Here is a 22,781-nt window from a genome sequence, read left to right as displayed (position 1 = left end):
ACACCGTTAGTTTTAAAAGTAATTCCTTATAACTAATTACTTTGCCTTGATTGCGATAATAACCTTATATTTAGTCCTTAATCATTATTGATAATGAAAATTGTTACCATTAAGATCCTTGAACCCAAATAAGTACCAAGGACCGAAATATGTCACAACTACAATCGGCGCAGCTCAGCTCAGTCGAAAACCAAGCATTATTTGAGCAAAATGGCCTTCCGCCGCAATTTAATCTCGATCAGTTTATTAACTATCAAATAGCGTCGTTGCAGGGGCTTTCGGCTGTGCAACAAGCTATGGCAAAAGCACAAAAGCCGTTTTCTGGCGTGGCGGTTAATACACTTGCCGCCACTGTTAACGATGTAGATTTAGCTAAACCTCTCGCTGATTTCCCGGCGGTATTAAACGAGCTTAAAAGCGTGTATTTAGATCACGCGGTGTATTTTCATCACCCGCGTTACATGGCGCATTTAAATTGCCCTGTTACGTACCCAGCGGTTGTGGCTGAGCACATCATTGGCGCAATCAATACCTCGGTAGATACTTGGGATCAAAGCGCTGGCGCGACCCTTATTGAGCAAAAATTAATAGATTGGAGCTGTGAAAAAGCAAAGCTGCCAAGCACTGCCGACGGCGTTTTTACAAGTGGTGGTACGCAATCGAACTTAATGGCGATGCTTGTTGCACGCGAAGTAGCTGTAAGCCGTTATGCACCAAATCATGAAGTAAAGCTGCAAGGCTTGCCTGATGTAGCCTCGCGTTTTCGTATTTATTGCTCAGAGGTGGCGCATTTTAGTATTCAAAAGGCAGCAGCATTATTGGGCTTAGGTTATAACGCGGTAGTACCTGTGGCTACAAACAATAAAATGCAAATGGATATGGATGCGCTTAACCAAGCAATTGCAGATTCTAAAGCTAAGGGCGATTTACCTATCGCCGTGGTTGTTACCGCCGGTACAACCGATTTTGGCTCAATTGACCCAATTGAAGACATAGCAAAACTTGCTAAAAAAGAGCAGCTTTGGTGTCATGTTGATGGCGCATACGGCGGCGGATTACTGGTAAGCGAGCATCACCGTAGTGCCCTAAACGGTATAGAACAAGTAGATTCAATTACCATAGATTACCATAAATCGTTTATGCAACCGGTTAGCTGCAGTGCGTTTTTATTAAGTGACAAACGCCACTTTAGCCATATTACCCTTTACGCCGACTACCTAAACCCATTAGCTGAGGCCGGCAATGGTACGCCAAATTTAGTTGATAAAAGCTTACAAACCACACGCCGTTTTGATGCCCTAAAGCTTTGGTTAACACTGCGCACCATAGGTGAAGCGCCACTTGGGCGAGCATTTGATAAAGTAATTGGGCTTGCTCGTCAAACCCACATTGTGCTTAACGACCACCCTGATTTTGAAGTTATAAATTACCCAGAGCTTAGCGCACTGGTATTTCGCTTTGCACCAGAGGAGCTAAAACATAACCCTGATCTACTCGACACCCTAAACCTGCACGTACGCCAAACATTCTTAAATACTGGTGAAGCCATGATTGCGCGAACCAAAATTAACGGCCGTCATTATCTTAAATTTACGTTACTTAATGCCCAGTGCCAATTGAGTGATGTGCGCGCCGTGCTTGAACAAATTAGCACTATTGCGTGGCAAACGTATAAGGAGCAAAAATAATGAGTAACCAACCTTATGATTTTATAGCCATTGGCCTCGGCCCGTTTAATTTATCGTTAGCATGTTTAAGTGAGCCTCTAGAGGGCGTTAAAAGCTTATTTTTAGAGCAGCGTAGCCAATTTGATTGGCACCCAGGCATGATGCTAGAAGGTGTTACCTTGCAAACGCCGTTTATGTCTGACTTGGTGACTCTTGCAGACCCTACCAGCAAGTACAGTTTTTTAAATTATGCCAAGCTTAATAATCGCTTATACCCATTTTATATTCGCGAGAGCTTTTTTTTACTGCGTAAAGAATACAATCTATATTGCCAATGGGCGTGCTCGCAGTTGAGTAACGTAAGCTTTGAGCAAAGTGTAACTAAGGTTGAGTTTTGCCAGCAAAGTGAATGCTATACCGTTACCTGTAACACCCCAAACGGTGAGCAACACTATGTTACGCGCCACTTAGTGCTTGGCACTGGCCCTGCCCCATACATTCCTGATTGCGCAGTGCAAAGTAATTCTAATAACGTAATGCACAGTAGCGACTTTTGCCACCGCCTTGATGAGCTAAAAGCTGCTAAACGCGTTACGGTTGTAGGAGCTGGGCAAAGTGCCGCTGAAATTTATCACACCCTATTACAACAAGCTGTGCCACAGGGTTTACAACTAGATTGGATTGCGCGATCGCCGCGTTATTTTCCGCTGGAATACACTAAACTTACGCTAGAGATGACTTCACCTGAGTATGTTGATTACTTTTATAATTTAAAAACTGAGCAACGAGATTGGCTTAATCAAAATCAAAAAAACTTATTTAAAGGTATTAATGGCGATTTAATTAATGACATTTTTGACACCCTTTACGCGCAAAGCTTAGATGGGCCTATTTCTACTACGTTTAAAACTAACAGCAAGCTTACTAATACACGTAAAAGTGCTGATCGCTTAGTGACTGAGTTTTACCATCAAGAGCTAAATGAAGCCTTTGAAATAAAAACCGATTACTTAATTTGTGCCACGGGCTTTAAATACAAGCGCCCTGCTTTTTTAAACCCCATTGCACAGCAGCTCCCAGAAGATGAACAAGGCCGCTATTTAGTTAGCCGCGAGTATGCGGTAGACACCGACCAAAAACGTATATTTGTACAAAATGCAGAGCAGCACACTCATGGTTTTGTAACCCCCGATTTAGGCATGGCGTGTTATCGCAACAGTATAATTTTGCGCGAAATACTCGGTTATGCTCCGTATCAGGTTGAGCAAAAAATTGCATTTCAGTGTTTTGATTTAAGCGATGTAGAAACCCATTCACAGCAAAAGAGTAACGCCGCATGAGTTTACGTTTAGCGCTTATTTTGCTTACGGTTATTTCGGTGGTGTGCGACACCTTATTACTGCCGTTTTATCCGCAATTTTTTGCCAGCGAATTTTCTGTAAATAACCCCACGCTTATCGGGGTGTTTGTAGCTAATTGTTGTATTACAGTTATGCTCGCACTGCCGCTGTGGGCAAAGGTTGCCAAAAAATACCACGAGCTGGCTCTTTGGCTTGTAACCCAAGTAATTGCCGCCTGCTTTGGTTTGCTTTGTTATTTTGCAACTAACGTGTGGGAATTTTGGTTTTATTACCAGTTTATGTTGGTGCTTAAAGCCAGCTACCTGCTTATCTACCCGTTTGCACTGCGTTTAGAGCAGCAAAGTAAGCACCTTTCTATTATTGGGTTGTTTTCGGTACTTATGCACTTTGGCGCTATTGGCGGCGCGTTAGTGGGCGGTTACTTTTTTAGTTTAAACGAACCGCGTTATGCATTGTTATTAAGTGCCGCGGGCGATGTAATACAAGTGCTGCTGTGCGCCTATTTAATGCTGAGCTTAAAGCTAGGTATTTACCAGCAAGCGATTGAAAGCGAAAAACCGCGCACTCGCACACCCTATTTTATATGGCAATTTTGTTTTATAAGCGTGGTTGTTTACTTTAGCGCGTTCTTAATTAGGCCGTTTTTTACGACCCATTGGCAAGGAATGAGCGCGCAAAGCAGTGCGTTTCAAAGTGCGCTTGTGTACGCCATTCCTGCTTTTGCAGCGCTACTTATGCTGCTGTTTAACCACTTTAGGCAGCACTTACCTCTCCCTAAACTTAGCCGAACCAGTACGTTTTCGTGCGCACTTATTTTTGGCGCTATTGGGCTTTATTTACAGGCGCAAGAGTCGGTGTGGTTAGTTGTCAGCTCGCGCATTTTATACGGTATAGCGCTGTTTCAGGTCATGGTTTTACTAGAGGTTATGCTATTTGCTAAAAGCGAGCCTGCCCACTACGGCAGTGATTTTGCCAAAGTGCATGTTGCGCAAAATATTGGCGTTATTTTAGCGTCGTTATTGGTGGGCATGAGTGTGGAATATTTTAATACAACCGTGCCTTTTTACTTTGCTGCCATTGGCTTTGCAAGCCTTGGCGCTATTTTGCTATGGCGCGTTAAATTTGTTGGCCGCACTGCACACACAGCCACTTAATAATTAAAAAGATTTAGGAGTTTTTATGTATTTTTCATCTTTTGTAACTACGTTACAGCACACCGGTAATGTAACTATGCGGTTACTACAGCAAAGCGACATGCCTATTATTTGTCAGTGGCTTGCTCTGCCTTACGCGCATTTTTGGGGTATGAATAAACAACCCCCTGAGCAAATGTGCAGCGCCTACCAAGATATAACTAATAACCCGCACCATAATGCTTATGTTGTTGAGCAAAATAATGAGCTACTAGCCCTTGTTGAGCTTTACAACCCTGAGCACGACAAGTTACTCGCAGCTGCCTATGAGGTAATGCCAAACGATACCGGCATGCATATTTTACTCGCGCCAAATACACAGCCTAAACGCCATTTTAGTTTTGAAATAATGCAGTGCGTATTGCACAGTATTTTTGCCCATAGCGATAATGCGCGCGTAGTGGTAGAGCCCGATACTGCCAATAGTAAAATTCATGCATTAAATAAGCGTTTAGGTTTTGTGCATACTAAGCAAATAACCCTTGGTGATAAAAACGCATACCTTGGATTTTGTAATAAAGCCGCATTTGAAACGCATGTTGATTTACATTACAAATCGCAAACGCCAATAAACACCGACTATGTAAAGTTTGACCACTGGCAGTGGGCAAATAGGCACTTACAAAGTAAAGCCATTAGCGAGCTGGTACACGAGCGCTTATTGGTTGCAGAGCAAACCCCGCAAGGTTTTAAAGTTAATATTGAAGGGGGTTACTTTATATTTAATGGCCGCGCTATGGCGCTTAATCATATAGATATAGACGAGCCAAGTTTATGCTTTTTTAACCTTAATAATGAGCAAGTAGCGCTTGATGTACTGCACTTTTTTAGTGTGCAAGGTCCTGTGCTTGGTTTAACTGGCGAGCGTTTAGCCACCTACCTTGAAGAGCTTAATGCCACACTAGCGAGTGCCTGTTATAAACGCGAAAACAACACGCTTAGCGCAGCTGAACTTGCGAAATTAGGGCTACAACAAATAGAAGCGGCAATGAGCGAAGGCCACCCTGCGTTTGTGGCTAATAATGGTCGAATTGGTTTTAGCAAAGCCGACTTTTTACGCTATGCGCCAGAAGTAGGCAAACCGTTTAAAGTACTGTGGTTAGCGGCGCACAAAACAGTATGTGATTTTTCTCACAGTGAATACTTTAGTGACTACTCAAGCCATATTAATGACGAGCTTGATTTAACTACCCGTGATGCGTTTAACAAAGCGCTACAGGCGCAAAACCTAAACCCCGACGACTACCTATTTATGCCTGCCCATCCGTGGCAGTACCAACATAAATTAAGTGTGGTGTTTGCTAACGAGTTTGCCAATAACCGCTTAGTGTATTTAGGTGAAGGTGACGATTTATATCAAGCGCAACAATCTATTCGTACGCTATATAACTGCTCTCATCCGCATAAACCGTATTTAAAAGTGGCGCTGTCTATTTTAAATATGGGCTTTATGCGTGGGCTTTCACGCGCTTATATGGCGGTAACCCCGGCTATAAATGATTGGGTGTTTAATAAAGTAAACCACGACCCAACACTTAGCGCGTGTAACTTTACAGCACTTAGAGAGTACGCCACTTTAGGGTATGCGCATCACACCTTTGAGCAAAGCGCGTTGGGCGATACGCCGTACCGTAAAATGTTTGCGTGTTTGTGGCGCGAAAACCCAAACCATAATTTACAAAATAATGAGCAGCTCACCACCATGGCCGCACTACTGCACCTAGATAACAACGGTAAAAGTATGGCAGGTGCATTAATAGATCAAAGTGGTTTAAGCACACAGGCTTGGCTACAAAGCTATTTTAATGCCTATCTTATTCCGTTAGTACATTGTTTTTATGCTCATAAATTAGTGTTTATGCCCCACGGCGAAAACCTCATTTTAAAACTTAAAAATTCAGTCCCTGTGGGCGCTTACATGAAAGACATCGGCGAAGAAGTCGCGCTGCTTAATAGCACTGAGTCTTTACCTGAGGAAGTGTCGCGTATTCATATTACTATGCCTAAAGAGCTTGAATTACTGAGCATATTTACCGATGTATTTGACTGCTTTTTTAGATACCTAGTGGCTATTTTAGTAAGAGAAGCGCGCATTACCGAGCACGATTTTTGGCAAGGCGTTGCGCAAAGTGTAAACGCGTATCAACAAGCCAACCCTGCCTTAAATGAGCGCTTTAAAGAGTATGACTTTTTTAGTGATGAATTTGCACACTCTTGCTTAAACCGCTTACAGCTTGGCAATAATAAGCAAATGGTTGATTTAACCGACCCCGCAGGCAGCTTACAGTTTGCCGGAAGTTTAGATAACCCGGTATCGGCAAAGCTGTATGGCTAAGCCCATAACCCTTGCGCACTTTTTATTTTGCCCAAATGAGCCGGCTGCTGCGGCTCATCCAAGCTTAGATTTAGTGCGCAAATTAGCGATTCATTGCAAGGCGCATTACCCACATGCGCCTACGCAATTTATTAGCCGGCATTTATATTTGCAGCTTTGTTGGCAAACTCTGTATGCCTATTGTTATTGGTATACATGTAAACACAACGCGCATAACCCCATGCACTTACAATTAAAAATTAATGGCGCTTATAGTCGAGGGTTTAACCTCACCGGCGCGCCTCTATTAAGCAAATCTGAGCAAAATAATGCACTTATTGAGTTTATTATCTGTGTAGATAAGTGGATAAATAGCGATTATGCGCTGAGTAAAAAAGAGCAAGGGCGCTTATTACTCGACACCCTAAACAGCGCATTTACGCGCGCTCATAGCTTAACTTTAGCAAGCGCTGAGCACATTACCTATTGCCATAAACAACTACATGCCTTGATCAGTAATCACTTTAATTTAAACACCCCATTTAACTTAACGGCCGAGCGCTTAACATGCTGTCGTTACTATTTAGCAGGTTACAAAAAATGCCAAACCTGCCCAAAAAAGGATATTAAAACCAATGAACACACGTCTTAAAACGATTGACCTTGCCCGAGGTGCGAGCGTTTTTATTATGATTTTAGTCCACACGTTATGGATGTACTCAAGCACAGCGCTTCAAAGTGAAAGCCTATTTGGTGCTGTAATCCATATACTTGGTAAAGGTACCGCCTCGTTTTTAGTGGCAATGGGGCTATCTATGGCGCTTTCGCGTAGGCAAACACCCCTGCTGTTAATTAAGCGCGGCATACAGCTTTTACTACTTGCCTATTTAATGAATGCGGCAAAGTTTTGGCTACCTATTGAGGTATTTAATACCATGCCAGAGGCGTTTATAAATGCGTATGGCTGGCAAAGCCCATTGAGTGCTGGGCAGTTACAATTTATGGTGCTGACAGGTGATATTTTACAACTTGCCGGGGTTAGCTTATTACTGTTTGGTACGCTTAATATTGCCAGCTGGAAAACCTCATGGATTGCTTTTTTAGCCGTTGCTATTGCACTTGTAAGCCAGTTTGTAAGGGGGCAGCAGTTTGCGCTTTCGCCTTATATTAGCGATTTGTTTTTTGCTAATAATTACCAAGTTTATTTTCCGGTATTTCCGTGGATAAGCGCTATATTAACCGGCTACGTGCTTGGGCGTTTATACATATATAGCCAGCATAATGCAGCGTACTTATTTAGCGTGTGCGCAAAGTTAGGGGCTGCGTTACTAATCATTGGTTCAGCATGGTTATTTATTGATTTTAACGGCCAGTTTGGTAACTTTTTTCACTTAAATGGCGGCGGTATTATTTATTTAATTGGCTTAAATTTATGTGCTTTAGCTTTTATAGAGTACGTCATTGCAAATAAATTTAATGGCCCTATTACTCGGGCCCTTTTATATGCGAGCAAACATGTTACCGCTTTGTATGTTATTCAGTGGGTACTTATTTGCTGGTTTATGGGTGTGTTTGGTTATCATACGCAGTCGCTTGTGCCAACGTTGTGCCTAATGGCGCTTATGAGTTTACTCACTTTTGCAGTACATAAAATGTATTTGCAAATTAAGCTAATCCTACTTGGTTTTAAGCAAAAATCTAAACGTGCAGCATAAACTGTAAAGGGGCTTTACGGGCGCAGTTACTCGCGCCCTAGCCTGCTTTTATTGCTTCAATTACGGTATTCATGCGCTTTGCCATTGGCCTATTTCGGTGATGGCATACGTAAATATTTTCGCTGATTGGATTAGCTAAGTGGTGCGTTTTAATAAGCGCAGGTTTATTAAAAGCACTTACCGCGTGCGCAGGTAACACCGTAAACCCCAGCCCTAAACTTACCGGCTCCAGTATTAAACTTATTTGGTTAGAAAACCCCGTGCGCTTAATTTGATCAACATGTTCAAATTCACTGTAGTTTTCGCTTAGTAGCAGCTGCGCGTGGTGTTTTGCATCGGGGTGGCCAATAAAGCCAAGCTCACATAAAATCTCCCACGTTGGGTTTTTAATATGTGCGGGAGTGACCAGTAATAGCGCTTCTTTACCAATTTTGTGGCTAGTAACTTCGCTAAGTGTGGGGGCTTGAGTTAAAAACCCGATGTCGGCACTGTGGTTTGCTACGGCTTGCTCTACGCTTGTATTGGGTGCAAAGCGATAATCAATATTTAGCTCGGTATGCTTTGCTTGTAGTGCTAACAACTGGCTATAAAATTGCAGCCCACAACTACCTGGCGATTGTATTTTTACTAGGCCACTGTATGGCGAGTCATCTTTTAATTGCTGTTCTAAAAATTGCCATTCTTTTAATAACAAGCTGCCTTGTTGATACAAATTTTGCCCATGTACGGTAAGGGTAAATTGTTTACCGTGGCGCTCTAATAGCGCGCAGTTTACTTGCTGTTCTAGCTTTTTAATGTGCTGACTTACGCCAGATTGGGTCATAAAAAGGCGCTCGGCTGTTTGGGTAAAATGATTTACCTCAACCAAGGTGCAAAACGTGTTTAACCATGTAGGATTTATCATTACAAAACGTACTCAAAATGATGATTAATGATAATTTTACTTAATAAAGGCTGGTTCGTAAACTAACTCCATCAACTAAGATAAGCCACACGTTAAAGAGGACATATTATGAGTCATACATATCCACGTAGTTTTTCGCACATTGGTATTTCAGTACCGGATGTTGAAAAAGCAGTAGAGTTTTACACTAAGGTGATGGGCTGGTACACCATAATGGAGCCTACCGTGATCACTGAAGATAACAGCCCCATTGGCGAAATGTGTACCGATGTATTTGGTCCAGATTGGGAAAAATTTAAAATAGCGCACCTTTCAACAGGCGACCGTATTGGTGTAGAAATTTTTGAATTTAAAGACCAAGAAAACCCTAAAGACAATTTTGAATACTGGAAAACCGGTATCTTCCATTTCTGTGTACAAGACCCCGATGTAGAAGGCTTAGCAGATCGTATTGTTGCGGCAGGTGGTAAAAAGCGTATGCCAGAGCCACGTTACTACTACCCTGGCGAAAAGCCATACCGCATGATCTACATGGAAGACCCATTTGGTAACATTCTTGAGATTTACAGCCACAGCTACGAGCTTATTTACAGCGCAGGCGCTTATTAAGTTCAGGTGAGTTAAATATCGAAATTAAGATGAAATTAAGATGACACCCATCCTAATTCTTAGTTCGTCAAAGTGTAAATTTAGGATGGGTTATGAGATGGAAGCTCCCCAATACGACGTCAATTTGCCAAACTGTTTAAGTAAATAAAGTACGATAAAGTACTTTAATTACATGCCAGCCGAATTTTTTTTAACAAATTAAGATGGGTGATGAGATGGACGCTCCCCTAAACGGCGTCAATGCGCCAAACTGGTTAACTTACACTCAGTTAAAGGGAACGTCCATCATGAAAATTAGCACATTATCAATTGATTTGGCAAAAAATGTATTCCAAGTCGCTGGCTTTAATCATCATCACAAAAGAGAATGCAATAAACGCTTAAACAGACCTAAACTCAACGCCTTCATGGCAAATGCCCCACCGTGTCGCGTGGTGATGGAAGCCTGTTATTCTTCCCACTACTGGGGGAGAGTATTTACGTCTTACGGTCATACCGTTGACCTTATTCCTGCACAACACGTTACCCCCTTTGTTCGCGGTAATAAAAATGATAGTAACGATGCCCTTGCTATCTATGAAGCAAGCTTACGCCCTAATATTAAATTCGTTCCTATTAAAACCGAAGCTCAGCAAGAAATACTCATGCTCCATAAGATACGTGAGTGACTTCTGCAAAACAGGATTGCTGCAACCAACCAATTACGCGGTTTATTGGTCGATTTTGGGTATGTATTTCCTGTCGGTATTAAGGCGTTTCAGCAAGGGATAATTGCGTTAGAAAGTGATTCTGAGCTTCGCCCTCAGTTGCGCATTATGGTGAGTGATATTTACACTGAGTACAAAACCCTTGTTAAACGCATTAAAGCTATTGAAGCGATGCTTACTGTACACGTTGAACGGGATACAAACGCTAAAATACTTCACTCGATTCCTGGCGTGGGTGTACTCAATGCCTCTGCTTATGCAGCATCAATCGGGAACGGTCAGGCATTTAAGAGCGCAAAAGAACTCGGGGTGTGGCTAGGATTAACACCTAAGCAATATGCGTCAGGCGATAAAAGTAAAATGTCTGGTATTACTAAGCGCGGTAACAGTTATCTACGAAAACAACTTATTCATGGTGCTCGCGCCATTATCGCCAGAAGCCACTATAAAACAGATGCGTTAAGTTTGTGGATTAACCAGTTGCGCGAGAAAAAGCACTTTAATTGTGTGGTGGTTGCCACCGCACACAGATTGGCGCGACTGATGTGGATATTGCTGACCAAGCAAACTCTCTACTCACCTCAGTTTGTGCAAGATACACAGAAGGATGCTTAATTATGCGTATTTTACACGCCAATCACACCCGAGTTTACGACTTAAGACAGCCTGGTTATGACATAGGTTTTAAAACCTGAGTGGGTGTTTGGGCACTTAAGTCGTAACATATACTTATCCTGTATGTTCTATGAGTTGTTAATTTTCAGGTATTCAAAAATAAAACTTAAGCTTTATAAAATTAAGCCGATAAAAAAGAATATAAAACCTTAAAATGGATTTTATGAAAATTAACCCTAACCTACTATCTATCCAATTGGAAAGAAAAGTAACTCTTTCCAAAAACATTGATGATGAAAAACAAAAAGCGCTTTCCTCAGAAGTAAGACAAAATAGCTTAGATGGGAAAAAAATAAGTCAGCAAGATCTTAAAGTTAAAGATGAAAAAGAAAATAAGAATTTTGACTCATCGTTGAATAAGAGCAGTGCATATCAAGAAATTTTTAAATTAAAAGAGTTAGACTTTTCTAATATGAGTATAAAAGAGCTTTATAACATCGTTAGAAATGTAAATGAGATGGAAAAAAAATATACAATGACATATGGTGATGACGAACCTGTTAGGCTTAATAAATTAGGAAACCCCATAATATCTAAGCATACAGAGGATATGAATAGTTTAGAGGCTAAGCTAAGCATACTTTCCTATGGTAAAGGAAACGTAGATCCAGATAAAAAAATTAATGTTATGGAGTATCTTTCTAGTAGTTCAGAGAAGTTAGACAACCTTACGAAGGAATTTCCTGACAACCCGAATTATCAAGTTAGAGCCTCTTTTATGAAAGAAATTATTAATACGTTTGATAAATTTATATCAGATGATTCTTTGGATTTGTATCAAGAAAAAGCTAGTTTGTTGTTAGCAGATAAAATTGAAGAAGTAGATATTTTCATTTAAAAGGCATCCATAGTGTTTAACTTTTTGTTGCTTAGGCTCAAATGTCAAGTTTGATAAAGTATCATAAATCAAACCTGATAGCTTAAGTTAAAGGCAGAACTAAGATCGAATTAAGGTGACACCCATCCTAATTCTTAGTTCGTCAAAGTGTAAAATTTAGGATGGGTTATGAGATGGAAGCTCCCCAATACGACGTCAATTTGCCAAACTGCTTAAGTAAATTAAGTACGATAAAGCACTTTAATTACATGCCTGCCGAATTTTGTTAACAAATTAAGATGAGTGTCACGTTAATTTAAAGGTAGATCGTAGCGAAACCCAACGAATATATTTGAAAACGGTGGTCGGATAAGCAAAGCGCCATCCGACACAGTAACTTATTTGAGTTTCGACGAATGTCAGTAGCTAATTTATATAGCAAAAATAAAGCAGAACAGATTCCTTAATTGAACAAGTAAAACTACCTCAATTAAGATGGGTGTCACGTTAATTTTGGTGGGTACAAAATAATGGAACCCACTTTAATAACCGAAGACAAAAGCCCCATTGGCGAAATGTGTACCGATGTATTTGGTCCAGATTGGGAAAAATTTAAAATAGCGCACCTTTCAACAGGCGACCGTATTGGTGTAGAAATTTTCGAATTTAAAGACCAAGAAAACCCTAAAGACAATTTTGAATACTGGAAAACCGGTATCTTCCATTTCTGTGTACAAGACCCCGATGTAGAAGGCTTAGCAGATCGTATTGTTGCGGCAGGTGGTAAAAAGCGTATGCCAGAGCCACGTTACTACTACCCTGGCGAAAAGCCATACCGCATGATCTACATGGAAGACCCGTTTGGTAACATCCTAGAGATTTACAGCCACAGCTACGAGCTTATATACAGCGCAGGCGCTTACTAAACTTAGCTCGTTTAAAAAAGTTTAGCTAAAAACAAAGGCCGCAGTATTTATTACTGCGGCCTTTTAGTTATTAATAATAAGTATAATAAATTAGCTTTTTGAGCCCAAAGAGCTGTGCAAAGCATTTTTATAGGCTTCGTACGCGGGGATTGCTGAGGTGACAATTGCCGCAATGGTAATAACGCCGATTACTTTTAATGTTTCAAGGTTAAGTACATTCGCGCTTAAAAATAACCCATAAGTGGCGCCTAGCCAATCAGCTAATAGCCATAAAGTTAAGCTAAGTAAACCGGTTGCTACTGCGGTGGCTAATACGACTAAAATTAACGCTTCAACTAATACTAAGCTAAATATAACGCTTGGCCCTGCGCCTAGCACGCGCAGTACGGCAATTTCGTTTTTACGTTGTGCCATAGAGGCAAGTAACATGGTTGATAAACCAAATAATGACGACACCAACACCAAAATACCAATAATGCGTAATAAGTTTTCAACCGTTGCCATCATTTGCCAAAGCTCGGCCATGGCAACACCGGGTAACACAGCCATTAACCTGTCGGCTTTATAATTGTTTATATCGCGCTGTAATTTAAAGGTTGAAAACTTAGATTTTAAACCCAGCATTACTGCGGTAATGCTCTCGGGTGTGGTGTTTACCGAGTCTACATTATTAAGTAATTTAGCTTGTTTTGCCGGTGATAAATGTATGGCCTCAATGGCGTTTAAGCTTACATGTATGGTTTTATCAACCGGCGTGCCTGTGGGGCTAAGTATGCCTTTTATAATAAAGGGAGTATTGTCATGATGGGTAAAGCTTGTGTTACCAATACCATGAGCAATCACTACGCTGTCGCCAATTTTATAATTGAGTTTTTTGGCTACATCGGCTCCTATCACCGCTTCAAATAATGTGTTAAAAGGCTGGCCGCTACTAAAAGTAAGTGGTTGCTTAGTGCCGTATTTAAAGTGATCAAAGTAGCTATTATTGGTGCCCATTACTCTAAAACCACGGTGCGAGTCGCCAAGCGAAATGGGAATTGCCCATTTAACTAATGAGCTGCCTTTTAGGGTTTCATAGCTTTTATAATTAATATTACTGGTGGGGCTGCCCATTCTAAATACCGAATAAAGTAAAAGGTTTAACTCCCCGCTAGGTGCGCCCACAATCATATCTACATCAGAGATGGTTCTGTTAAAGCTCTCTTTGGCTTGCTGGCGAATATGCTCAACACTTAACAGCACGCTTATACTTATAAGTAATGATAAAAAAGTAAGTATGACCGATTTACGTCTACTGGCTAAACTGCTCCACGCTAACGATACTAGCATTTGCTGCCCTCCTCTTTTAAAAGCGAAGTTACATTTACGCTGCGCTCAAAAAATTGTTGTAAGTGCATATCGTGGCTTACAAATACAAGCGTTATGCCGTACTGCTTACATAAATCAATTAGCAGGGTCATAAATGCATCGCGCGATGCGGCGTCTAATGCCGAGGTGGGTTCGTCAACTAATAGCAGTTTAGGTTTATTTATTAAAGCGCGGGCAATAGCTACACGTTGCTGCTGGCCAACACTTAATGTATTTGCTGCTTTGTGCAAAATAGTCGTTGGTAACTTAAGCGCTAAAAGCAGAGCGCTCGCCTCTTGCTCTATTTGCGTATTGCCCGTTTTAGCAAAGTAACTAGCCAGCTGAATATTTTTTAAAACACTTAAATACGGTATTAAATTAAACTGCTGAAACACCACGCCAATGTTCTGGGCTCTAAATTTATCGCGCTTTTTTGACGAAAGCGTTGAAAATGCTTGCTCAAGCAAGGTTATATCGCCACTTTGTGGTGTTAGCACTCCTGCTAATAAATTAAGTAATGTGGTTTTACCTGAGCCAGATTCGCCGTGTAAAAATACCTGCTCTCCCTGCTTTACTTGCCAAGTAGGAATATAAAACGAGGTTTTATCGGCTTTGTGGTACTTATAGCTAAGTTGGTTAATATGTATGGCTAAGGGAGTAGAGGCCGCAGAAATTGTATTAGGCACGATGAGACTCCTATGGTTTGATAAGTGTTGATATGTTATAACGTTTTTAGTTAAGCAATAAGCTAATTGAGATAAAAATATGTCAAAATATGTAACTAACATGGTTGCTTGGTGTGTTATTGCCGTGGCCAGTTTTGGATTTACTTGTGAGTCAGCGGGTCAAAGTTCAAGTTACGAAGAAATAGAGTGGATTCAGTTAATGCCTAAAGATGATTTAGACGCGCTACTAAATCCGCCTGAATACTTAGAAGAGATTGTAGATGGCTCAGAGCAAGACACATTAAATAGCCTAGACGCTAAAGCGTTTGATAACGAGCAAGATAAACGCTACCAGCAAGCTTTAAGCTCAGTACGAGTGATTGAAAGTTACAATAATAAAAAGCTGCGTATACCTGGCTTTATAGTGCCGCTTGAATCAGAAGAAGGTAAACGTATTAGCGAGTTTTTTATTGTGCCTTATTTTGGCGCGTGCCTGCATATGCCTCCGCCGCCACCTAATCAAATAATCTACGTTAAGTTTGATCAAGGTGTTGATCTTAAAAGCCTGTATGACGCATTTTGGTTTGAAGGCACACTGACGATAAACACCGTTGAAAACGAATTAGGCACATCGGCTTACCAGCTTAAGTTAGACAATGTATTACCGTACGAGGATTAAAGTGAAATACATAAATATAAAACGAGGATTGTGCGGTTTAGCTTTTTTGAGTTCTTTAGGCGCTGGTGCGTGTGAGTTTCATGCGGGCGTGGGGTTAAATCAGTTTCATCCTTTTGCTCGGCAACACTTTCAGCCTCCTATTTTACAAAACTTCTCGTTTGAACATGCCAAACAAGCGCAAGTAAAAGTGGGCGGCCCTAGGGCCTGTTGACCTTTCGAGGTTAAATTTGCAGCAGACTGTTTGGTATTTAGGCAAGGCAGAGCCTATGTAGTGTGGTTATTCCCCATAAATAGGCGATAACGTAGCATAAATGCCAAACAGGCGCTGCCCAAAGGGTTCTGCCTAGGGGCTATTTACTCTTTGTTACTCGGTTTTTACTTAGTCCACTAGGTTACAAACCTCGCGCCGCGATTAAATGGCCCCTAGATTGAACAAATTTTAATCCTGAAAGGTCAACAGGCCCTAACACGGCAAGCTTTAGTTACTTAGTACCTAAACGTTACAGCGCGGTAAGTGTAAAATTTGTTGCTCCTAAAAATATTAAATTAACTGGGGCTGCTTCTGTACAACTTGCCAGTACACGCGGTATTCATCGTTTAAAATATGTGGCAAATAAAGCAGGCAATAGTGAAATCGTCATTCAAATTAACGGTATTTTAAATGCAAAGCCCTTCACGCTTGAACAAAAAATAAGTGTGGCGGCCAGTTGATATAACTTACATTTAGGTTAAATACAAAAAGGGCTAACGTAACGTTAGCCCTTTTTTTATACCTAAATTAAAAGCAGCTTTGCTGCAATTTATGCGTTTTTACCACAACACTTTTTATATTTACGCCCGTTCCCACAAACACACGGGTCGTTTCGCCCTACCTTTGGCGCGTCACGTGTTACAGGGCTTTGCGGTGGTGGGCAGCAGCTTGTATTGCTGCAGCCTGAGCCTGTTGGGGCTGGTGATTTTTCGGTCATATTACTCTTCCTTTTTAATAGTATTTACCACGAACCATACATAGGGTTTGGTAGTAAAAATAATGATTTACCAAGCTTGGGTTGCAGCGTTTTTATATTGGCGGTTTCTTGCGTTACACCGCTAAAGTCTTCTATGTTATCTCCCACCTGAAACTCAATAACCTGTGGCTGCTGCCAGTTATCATTTTGCCCACTTGGTGAAAAACAATCGGCTGTGCCTTGTGTTACTTGCTGGCGGCGCAAGTCTTTATCGTTAATAAATTCGTTGCCATTAACGGCGTTTTTGTCGGCTTCTGAACGGCCAATTAAACAAGTGTTTTCAAGTGTAACAGGTAAACCCACTGCTTTTAAATTATTCCAGGTGTGCAAATCGTTTTGCTTATTACGGTTAGTAACAAGCGCTATTTTTCCACCGTGTTTATACACTGTTTCTATAAACGATTTAGCACCAGGTACCAGTGTGGCTTTTTCGCTTGCAACCCATGCTTGCCAAGATTGTGGCGTATATCCTTTGCCGTTAAGCTCTGTTTGCTCTTGATAAGCTGAATTATCGAGCACAGTTTCATCAACATCCATTACGGCTACCCAGTTACTTGCTGTGTTTGGCAATTGCATTACCGCTGACTTTGCTTGCTCATAGGTTGTAGTTGCTAGTGCTTTGTACTCTTTACTGGTTGTTTGCCATAACACTGCTGATGAAAGTGAGTGCGCATTAGCAGCAAGCGAAACCGATACAGCGCAGTGGTCGCTTAGCATGGCTTTATCATTCATATTTTTGAATTTATGTACCTGAGCCGACGCTTCAATATTTTGTGCATTCATACCGCCAACAATAATGTGATCGATAGGCGCCGGATAGCGTGCTTGGCACCCTAATAATTGGCTGGTCGTAATACGAGTTGAGCGCTCATCACTTAATAAAGTGCGGGTTAGCCTATTGTAAGGCGCTGATATACGGTGGTTAAAATCACCTAATATTACGTAAGGCGTGCCTGCGGTTTCGTGTTTTTCAACCCAACTATTAAGTACTGGTGCTTGTTGTGCATAGGTTTTACACGCGGGTGAGTCGCTTTTTAAGTAGTCATCTACAAAACAGCCGCTTTTCATATGTACGTTCAGTATATCGGTTGGTCCTTGCTGTGTATTAACGGTTATTTGTAATCCGTAGCGCAGCCCTGCTCTTGCTAATCCTAATTGGTCTATAGGAGCTGTATTGAGTACAGGTATTGCTTTTTTTACTGCAAAGGCTACTTTTTGCTGGGTTGATAAAGCCCCCGTTTGTCTGCACGTATAGGCTTTGCTGTCTGCTCGGCTAGACATAATTAGTTGCCAGTCGTCTTCAGAGAATATTTGCTGTAACGCCGCTTTAGACGCAACCTCTTGTAGGGCGATTACATCAGCATTTAAATTGTTTGCGTAAGCTTTCATAGCCTCAATTTCGCTTGGCGTTCTGGCTCTACAGCCTGTATCTATTGGGTATGCAAGGTGCTCAACATTCCAAGTCGCTATTTTTAAAGCAGGTAGAGTTTGAGCTTGTAGCTGCGAGGCCGGCTGCGCTGAAAAACTTTCATTAGTATTGTTAGCTTGGTTAGATGTACAGCCAACACTAAGCGCACTGACTAAAGCAATGGTTAATGCATTAAATGTGTTCATGGTTAGTTTTCTCTGAGTTGGTTTTATTATTAATTAAGCCGTTCATGAGTTGTTGCGCCCACATAGAGTTAATTTGTATCGCTATTATTTCTATACGGCTTTCTTGGCAATCGTTTAAAGGGGTAACGGTTAAGGTTTGCTCCGCAAGGTTAAAGCCTACGCTCCCTTCGTCTGTTTTTATAACAGCTTTAATTCGCTCTACTTTTAAGTTGCAAAGCCAAGCGTGCAGCGCTTTTTTACTAAATATGTGTGCTGCACTAATACGCCAGCCAATACTTTGATAGCCTTGAGCGCTATTTTCAATGCACAGTATGCCACTTGCGGGTAACGGCGCTTCACGGGTATTAATGCCTGAGTTTGTATGAGGATGCGCAGTGCAAGGCGCTGATTGATTATAGCCGCACTCACCTTGTAACAACTCAGGCGCTATTTCACCTTGTGTAGTAAATACAATTTGCTGTGTTTGGTTTGCGCGGCTTATTACGTAATCAGTTAATGTTTCAGCGTCATTTTGAGCGTATAAATCGTGCTTGTTACCTACAATAATATCTGCAATATCAATTTGCTGATTAAACGTAGCATGGCTTGTATAACGCGAGTCATTGAGCTTTCTGGCATCAACTAAAGTAATTGTTTTTTGTAAGCTCAGTACATTTTTATAATGCGATGATGAAAGTGTTTGTAATACTTCCTTTGGGTGGCCAAGGCCTGTGGGTTCAATTAAAAGCCTATCTGGTTTTGCTTGTTTTAGCAGCTGATTAAGAGCAACTTGCATTGGCACGCCGGCGGTACAGCACATACAGCCACCGGGTACTTCGCGAATAAATACACCGCTGTTTGGGCTTTGTTGCCCATTAAGTAGCGCGCCATCAATACCTACTTCGCCAAATTCGTTTACTAATACCGCCCAGCGCTCAGAGCGTGGTTTGGTTTTAAGTAGCGATACAATAGCGCTGGTTTTTCCGGCACCTAAAAACCCACTAATAATATTAGTGGGTATTGCCTTTAGCGTTTGCTTATTAGAGTTCATTAGCCAATTTCTTGTAACCTTTTACCAAATCGTGATTTGCAGACACCACCGATTCAGAAAATGTTGAATATTCTGGCGGCACTTTGCTTATGCTGTTTAAATCAAAGCCGGGTTCTATATTGGTCATTGGCGGTACATGGAAGTTTTTAGGTAAATCTAATCCATCAACAACGCAGTTATGCCTAACTACACACCCATTTCCCACATGCGATCTAAATACTACCGAATTAAAACCAATAAATACATCATCCCCTACGCTGCACGGGCCATGAATAATTGAACGATGCGCTATAGACGTGCGCTCACCAATCGTTACCGCAGCCCCCGATTTAGAATGAATAACCACGCCATCTTGTATGTTAGAGTTTTTTTTAATAATAATTGGCTGCATATCGCCAGTGTCGTCTACTTCATCGGCGCGAATAACCGCATAAGGGCCAATAAATACATTATCTTCAATGATTACTTTGCCACACACAATGGCTGTTGGATCTATAAATGCGCTTTGTGCGACGCTTGGCATGTGGCCACTTGGATTTTTTCTTAACATTTTTATCCTACTAAATATGCAAATTAAGGTTTTAAATAACACGTTGCTGCGAAAACTTTCGGTCGTACACAACAGCGTTGTGAGCGTGTAAGCTTTCTTGGTGTTCAACTTTGAAGTGATAGTCGCAAATGTTGGTTTTTAACTCTAAGGCCTGTTTGATTCTGCGGGCGGCATCTTCGCAAAAAAGTAAGTTTTCGGCATTGAGCTTGGCAAATGCTTGTTCGTCTTCGCGCTTTACTGCGGTTTGAACAGGCGTACCAATTGCACTTTCTAGTTGTGTAATAAGTTCAGGTAAGTCAGGAAGCTCTTCACCTTTAATACGCATTGTTATATACGCGTATGAGCGCTGGCTGTGTGGTGTAGCAATACTGCCTTGCTCTGATGAAAGCCACTCTAGCAATGTGTTTTTATCAACGTGCTGCTCTGTAAATTGCTCTGCAACGGCATCGCTTAATGCTTTTCGTGAAAGCGCGGCTGAGCACGGGCACGTGCTTGAATAAGCAATAGTAAGGCTAAGCTCGGTGTTAATTTCACCGTCTTCAATGGTTTTACATACATTCACCGGATACGCCTGATACCCCGACTGATTTGATAACAGCGCAGGTTTATTAAGTGTTAACTCAAAGGCTAAATTTACTTTAGCGCTTAAGCTTAGGCCTTGCTGAGAGTGCAGCATAGTATTTAATAACGCGGTTAAACTTTCGCCCGTTAAAGGCTGGTTTACAAGCCGCTCTTTAAGATGCAAATACAAACGCGACATATGTATGCCTTTGGCTTCGGCTTTATTTAAACTTACAAATATGTCGGCTTTGGCGTGCGTATGTATAGGTTCGCCATCGTGTGGTAAAACATGCAAAGGCAGCGAAATTCCTTCCATCCCTACCCATTGTAAAGGTTGTGCATTCAAAGAGTTATTCTGCGAAGTAATATCTGGCAAATGGCTTTTAGCATTCATAAATTTAACTATTCCAATTAACGATTAAAAACAAGAGGCATGGCAGGTTTGCTAGGTTTAGAGACTGTTTTGCCATCGTAAAGGCGCTCGCCATTAACCCACGTACTTACTATTTTTGATGAAAACTCAACGCCATCAAAAGGCGTCCAACCGCAAAGGTAGCGGCAAGCGTCATGGCTCACCTTTGTAGTTTGCTGTGTACTTACCAGCACTAGGTCGGCGTAGTAGCCCTCTTTTATAAAGCCGCGTTTATCTACTTTAAAACGCAGCGCAGGGTTATGTGCGGTTTTTTCTACCACCTGCACTATGCTTAAGCGGTTTTGTTTAACGTGTTCTAGTAAGCTTAAAAGTGCGTGCTCTACTAAGGGCAAACCTGCAGGTGCGTTAACATAATCGGTTTGTTTTTCTTGCCATGTATGCGGAGCGTGATCGGTGGCAATAATATCTATTTGATTATTTTTAACCGCGTTTATAAGGGCATCACGATCGGTTTTAGCTTTTATGGCAGGGTTACATTTTATTAAGTTGCCTAAGGCGGGGTAATCTTGCTCGCTAAAATATAAATGGTGCACACAGGCTTCTGCAGTAATACTTTTATTGGCTATATCGCCTTTAGTAAATAAACTCAGCTCTTTTTCGGTAGTTATGTGCAATACATGCAATTGCGCACTGTATTTTTTAGCAAGCGACACCGCATATGACGATGAGGCATAACACGCCTCATCGTCACGAATTTTTGGATGGTCGGTGATACTAGGCACAATGCCTTGTTGCTCATAGCGCTGATTGTTTTTGCTAATGGTTTTTCCATCTTCGCAGTGGGTAACTATAAGCACTGGGCATTCGCGAAATATCCCCTCAAGTGCTTGTGGGTTCTCTACTAATAAATTACCGGTAGAGGCGCCCATAAACACCTTTACGCCACATACTTTTTTAGGGTCGAGCGCTTTAATGTCATCTAAATTGTGCTCTGTAGCGCCAAGGTAAAAAGAGTAATTGGCATAAGAATGCTGCTCGGCTATGGCGTATTTAGCCTCAAGCGCAGCTTTGTTTGTGGTTGAAGGGTTAACATTAGGCATTTCCATATAACTTGTAATACCGCCGGCCACTGCTGCGCGCGACTCAGTTAATATAGATCCTTTATGAGTAAGGCCTGGCTCTCTAAAATGCACTTGGTCATCTATCATGCCCGGCAGTAAGTACGCACCTTGCGCATCAATTACATCATCGTTTTCGCTCGGGGCTATATTAGGGGCAATGCGTTCAATAAATTGATTGGTAATGCGTACATCAGCATGTTGCGTTTTACCTTCGTTAACTATTTGGGCATTTTTTATTAGTTGGCTTTTCATGCTTACGGCTCTTATTTAGTCAGCAATTTATGTTTAATAGGTGTGAGTTGGCGGCTAAATATTAGCTTTGCCAGCTTATTACAGGATTACTGCGCGTTACTTCTGTTGAGCCTTGCCCCGTATTACTAATCCATTGCACATTAAGTGCATTCAGCGAAGGCATTAAGTTAAACAGCGTGACCGAAAAGCCCACAACCGGTGTTTTGCAGTTAAAATTGTAGGTGGCTTTAACATTATGATGATCGTGTTCATCGTGTTCATCGTGTTCATCGTGTTCATCGTGTTCATCGTGTTCATCGTGTTCATCGTGTTCTATGTGGCTGTGAGCAAGTGAGTTTTCGGTGCTTTGTAAAATACACTGCCCTTTAATATCAATAGCGTGGCTACTGTTTTTTAATTGCTGAGCAAGTACGTTAATGGCATTTTTATCAGATGAGTTAGCAGCTTGGTGTTCAAACCCTAGGGCATCGGCAGCCGGAATAATAAACTGCATTTGCAGCACATTGCCCTCTTGAGCAATAAGTAACTCACCCTCCCCATGCACATGCTTTTGCGCATAAGCACTAAAACCCAACCCTAACAGCAGGGCAATAGTGAACCCTTTTGTAAACGTTTTCATAAGCTAACCCTTATACAAAATAGAGCTAAATATAGTAATTGTTATAATATAACATACAGGTTGTATCCTAAAAAG

General features: G+C 41.4%; 20 protein-coding genes and 2 pseudogenes. 12 read left to right on the top strand and 10 right to left on the bottom strand.

Annotated features, from left to right (window positions below; genetic code table 11):
* Positions 1-149 precede the first annotated feature (149 nt).
* Genes J8L73_RS06295 through J8L73_RS06270 form a run of 6 tightly spaced genes read left to right on the top strand, consistent with a single transcriptional unit; the run spans position 150 to position 8,250 of the window.
* Positions 150-1,688, top strand: coding sequence for an aspartate aminotransferase family protein (locus J8L73_RS06295; protein WP_211015506.1), 1,539 nt, complete (start codon positions 150-152; stop codon positions 1,686-1,688).
* A complete protein-coding gene (locus J8L73_RS06290) occupies positions 1,688-3,007 on the top strand; it encodes a SidA/IucD/PvdA family monooxygenase (protein WP_211015504.1) in 1,320 nt (439 codons plus the stop codon). Before J8L73_RS06295 ends, J8L73_RS06290 begins: the two co-directional genes overlap by 1 nt.
* Positions 3,004-4,182, top strand: a complete 1,179-nt coding sequence (locus J8L73_RS06285; protein WP_211015503.1) for an MFS transporter — start codon at positions 3,004-3,006, stop codon at positions 4,180-4,182. Before J8L73_RS06290 ends, J8L73_RS06285 begins: the two co-directional genes overlap by 4 nt.
* 25 nt (positions 4,183-4,207) lie before the next feature.
* Positions 4,208-6,556: a GNAT family N-acetyltransferase gene (locus tag J8L73_RS06280; RefSeq protein WP_211015501.1), complete on the top strand. Its 2,349-nt coding sequence runs from the start codon at positions 4,208-4,210 to the stop codon at positions 6,554-6,556.
* Positions 6,549-7,187: a hypothetical protein gene (locus J8L73_RS06275; protein WP_211015500.1), complete on the top strand. Its 639-nt coding sequence runs from the start codon at positions 6,549-6,551 to the stop codon at positions 7,185-7,187. Before J8L73_RS06280 ends, J8L73_RS06275 begins: the two co-directional genes overlap by 8 nt.
* On the top strand, positions 7,171-8,250 hold the full coding sequence (locus J8L73_RS06270) for a heparan-alpha-glucosaminide N-acetyltransferase domain-containing protein (RefSeq protein ID WP_211015498.1): 1,080 nt from the start codon (positions 7,171-7,173) through the stop codon (positions 8,248-8,250). Before J8L73_RS06275 ends, J8L73_RS06270 begins: the two co-directional genes overlap by 17 nt.
* 37 nt (positions 8,251-8,287) lie before the next feature.
* Here J8L73_RS06270 and J8L73_RS06265 read toward each other — a convergent pair whose 3' ends face one another.
* Positions 8,288-9,154 carry a LysR family transcriptional regulator gene (locus J8L73_RS06265; RefSeq protein WP_211015496.1) on the bottom strand — a complete coding sequence of 289 codons (867 nt, stop codon included), beginning with the start codon at positions 9,152-9,154 and terminating at the stop codon, positions 8,288-8,290.
* Between the two features lie 108 nt (positions 9,155-9,262).
* On the opposite strand from J8L73_RS06265, the gene J8L73_RS06260 reads away from it, so the two are divergent.
* The 4 genes and pseudogenes from J8L73_RS06260 to J8L73_RS06245 all read left to right on the top strand — a co-directional run.
* Complete coding sequence (locus J8L73_RS06260) at positions 9,263-9,763, top strand: lactoylglutathione lyase family protein (protein ID WP_055018988.1); 501 nt, start codon at positions 9,263-9,265, stop codon at positions 9,761-9,763.
* Between the two features lie 287 nt (positions 9,764-10,050).
* Positions 10,051-11,085 (top strand): annotated as a pseudogene (locus J8L73_RS06255) (IS110 family transposase).
* A 223-nt stretch (positions 11,086-11,308) separates the two neighbouring features.
* On the top strand, positions 11,309-11,983 hold the full coding sequence (locus J8L73_RS06250) for a hypothetical protein (RefSeq protein WP_211015494.1): 675 nt from the start codon (positions 11,309-11,311) through the stop codon (positions 11,981-11,983).
* Positions 11,984-12,477: 494 nt separating this feature from the next.
* Positions 12,478-12,888: pseudogene (locus J8L73_RS06245) on the top strand (lactoylglutathione lyase family protein); the annotation flags it as partial.
* 90 nt (positions 12,889-12,978) lie between these two features.
* On the opposite strand, the gene J8L73_RS06240 reads toward J8L73_RS06245, so the two are convergent.
* The gene (locus J8L73_RS06240) at positions 12,979-14,217 is read right to left on the bottom strand and encodes an FtsX-like permease family protein (RefSeq protein WP_211015492.1); all 1,239 of its coding nucleotides are present in this window, start codon (positions 14,215-14,217) and stop codon (positions 12,979-12,981) included.
* Positions 14,211-14,921 carry an ABC transporter ATP-binding protein gene (locus J8L73_RS06235; protein WP_348771961.1) on the bottom strand — a complete coding sequence of 237 codons (711 nt, stop codon included), beginning with the start codon at positions 14,919-14,921 and terminating at the stop codon, positions 14,211-14,213. The genes J8L73_RS06240 and J8L73_RS06235 overlap by 7 nt, the downstream gene beginning before the upstream one ends.
* 79 nt (positions 14,922-15,000) lie before the next feature.
* Here J8L73_RS06235 and J8L73_RS06230 point away from each other — a divergent pair, with 79 nt between their 5' ends.
* On the top strand, positions 15,001-15,579 hold the full coding sequence (locus J8L73_RS06230) for a DUF3299 domain-containing protein (RefSeq protein ID WP_211015488.1): 579 nt from the start codon (positions 15,001-15,003) through the stop codon (positions 15,577-15,579).
* 1 nt (position 15,580) lies between these two features.
* On the top strand, positions 15,581-15,790 hold the full coding sequence (locus tag J8L73_RS06225) for a hypothetical protein (protein WP_211015486.1): 210 nt from the start codon (positions 15,581-15,583) through the stop codon (positions 15,788-15,790).
* Between the two features lie 589 nt (positions 15,791-16,379).
* Here the strand turns inward: J8L73_RS06225 and J8L73_RS06220 are convergent.
* From J8L73_RS06220 to J8L73_RS06190, 7 genes are all read right to left on the bottom strand, one after another.
* Positions 16,380-16,547: an SEC-C metal-binding domain-containing protein gene (locus J8L73_RS06220; protein ID WP_149592827.1), complete on the bottom strand. Its 168-nt coding sequence runs from the start codon at positions 16,545-16,547 to the stop codon at positions 16,380-16,382.
* 24 nt (positions 16,548-16,571) lie between these two features.
* On the bottom strand, positions 16,572-18,200 hold the full coding sequence (locus tag J8L73_RS06215) for an HAD family acid phosphatase (RefSeq protein ID WP_211015484.1): 1,629 nt from the start codon (positions 18,198-18,200) through the stop codon (positions 16,572-16,574).
* The gene (locus J8L73_RS06210; RefSeq protein WP_211015481.1) at positions 18,187-19,230 is read right to left on the bottom strand and encodes a GTP-binding protein; all 1,044 of its coding nucleotides are present in this window, start codon (positions 19,228-19,230) and stop codon (positions 18,187-18,189) included. Before J8L73_RS06210 ends, J8L73_RS06215 begins: the two co-directional genes overlap by 14 nt.
* The gene (locus J8L73_RS06205) at positions 19,220-19,780 is read right to left on the bottom strand and encodes a DapH/DapD/GlmU-related protein (protein WP_211015479.1); all 561 of its coding nucleotides are present in this window, start codon (positions 19,778-19,780) and stop codon (positions 19,220-19,222) included. Before J8L73_RS06205 ends, J8L73_RS06210 begins: the two co-directional genes overlap by 11 nt.
* Before the next feature lie 31 nt (positions 19,781-19,811).
* Positions 19,812-20,735, bottom strand: a complete 924-nt coding sequence (gene folE2 / locus J8L73_RS06200) for a GTP cyclohydrolase FolE2 (RefSeq protein ID WP_211015477.1) — start codon at positions 20,733-20,735, stop codon at positions 19,812-19,814.
* 17 nt (positions 20,736-20,752) lie between these two features.
* Positions 20,753-22,087 (bottom strand): dihydroorotase, encoded by a 1,335-nt coding sequence (locus J8L73_RS06195; RefSeq protein WP_211015476.1) that lies wholly within the window; start codon positions 22,085-22,087, stop codon positions 20,753-20,755.
* A 61-nt stretch (positions 22,088-22,148) separates the two neighbouring features.
* Positions 22,149-22,706, bottom strand: coding sequence for a DUF2796 domain-containing protein (locus J8L73_RS06190; RefSeq protein ID WP_211015474.1), 558 nt, complete (start codon positions 22,704-22,706; stop codon positions 22,149-22,151).
* Positions 22,707-22,781: the final 75 nt, after the last annotated feature.

Origin of the sequence: Pseudoalteromonas sp. MMG006, from assembly GCF_018101025.1 — a bacterium.
GTDB lineage: Bacteria > Pseudomonadota > Gammaproteobacteria > Enterobacterales > Alteromonadaceae > Pseudoalteromonas.
This window is presented reverse-complemented; position numbering and strand designations above follow the sequence as displayed.

Excerpts from the sequence above, each read along its gene's own strand:
- J8L73_RS06215 (WP_211015484.1), bottom strand. The coding sequence starts at position 18,200 with ATGAACACATTTAATGCATTAACCATTGCTTTAGTCAGTGCGCTTAGT.
- J8L73_RS06285 (WP_211015503.1), top strand. The coding sequence starts at position 3,004 with ATGAGTTTACGTTTAGCGCTTATTTTGCTTACGGTTATTTCGGTGGTG.
- J8L73_RS06265 (WP_211015496.1), bottom strand. The coding sequence starts at position 9,154 with ATGATAAATCCTACATGGTTAAACACGTTTTGCACCTTGGTTGAGGTA.
- J8L73_RS06205 (WP_211015479.1), bottom strand. The coding sequence starts at position 19,780 with ATGTTAAGAAAAAATCCAAGTGGCCACATGCCAAGCGTCGCACAAAGC.
- J8L73_RS06250 (WP_211015494.1), top strand. The coding sequence starts at position 11,309 with ATGAAAATTAACCCTAACCTACTATCTATCCAATTGGAAAGAAAAGTA.
- J8L73_RS06240 (WP_211015492.1), bottom strand. The coding sequence starts at position 14,217 with ATGCTAGTATCGTTAGCGTGGAGCAGTTTAGCCAGTAGACGTAAATCG.
- J8L73_RS06295 (WP_211015506.1), top strand. The coding sequence starts at position 150 with ATGTCACAACTACAATCGGCGCAGCTCAGCTCAGTCGAAAACCAAGCA.
- J8L73_RS06220 (WP_149592827.1), bottom strand. The coding sequence starts at position 16,547 with ATGACCGAAAAATCACCAGCCCCAACAGGCTCAGGCTGCAGCAATACA.
- J8L73_RS06230 (WP_211015488.1), top strand. The coding sequence starts at position 15,001 with ATGTCAAAATATGTAACTAACATGGTTGCTTGGTGTGTTATTGCCGTG.
- J8L73_RS06260 (WP_055018988.1), top strand. The coding sequence starts at position 9,263 with ATGAGTCATACATATCCACGTAGTTTTTCGCACATTGGTATTTCAGTA.
- folE2 (WP_211015477.1), bottom strand. The coding sequence starts at position 20,735 with ATGAATGCTAAAAGCCATTTGCCAGATATTACTTCGCAGAATAACTCT.
- J8L73_RS06280 (WP_211015501.1), top strand. The coding sequence starts at position 4,208 with ATGTATTTTTCATCTTTTGTAACTACGTTACAGCACACCGGTAATGTA.
- J8L73_RS06210 (WP_211015481.1), bottom strand. The coding sequence starts at position 19,230 with ATGAACTCTAATAAGCAAACGCTAAAGGCAATACCCACTAATATTATT.
- J8L73_RS06275 (WP_211015500.1), top strand. The coding sequence starts at position 6,549 with ATGGCTAAGCCCATAACCCTTGCGCACTTTTTATTTTGCCCAAATGAG.
- J8L73_RS06290 (WP_211015504.1), top strand. The coding sequence starts at position 1,688 with ATGAGTAACCAACCTTATGATTTTATAGCCATTGGCCTCGGCCCGTTT.
- J8L73_RS06190 (WP_211015474.1), bottom strand. The coding sequence starts at position 22,706 with ATGAAAACGTTTACAAAAGGGTTCACTATTGCCCTGCTGTTAGGGTTG.
- J8L73_RS06270 (WP_211015498.1), top strand. The coding sequence starts at position 7,171 with ATGAACACACGTCTTAAAACGATTGACCTTGCCCGAGGTGCGAGCGTT.
- J8L73_RS06195 (WP_211015476.1), bottom strand. The coding sequence starts at position 22,087 with ATGAAAAGCCAACTAATAAAAAATGCCCAAATAGTTAACGAAGGTAAA.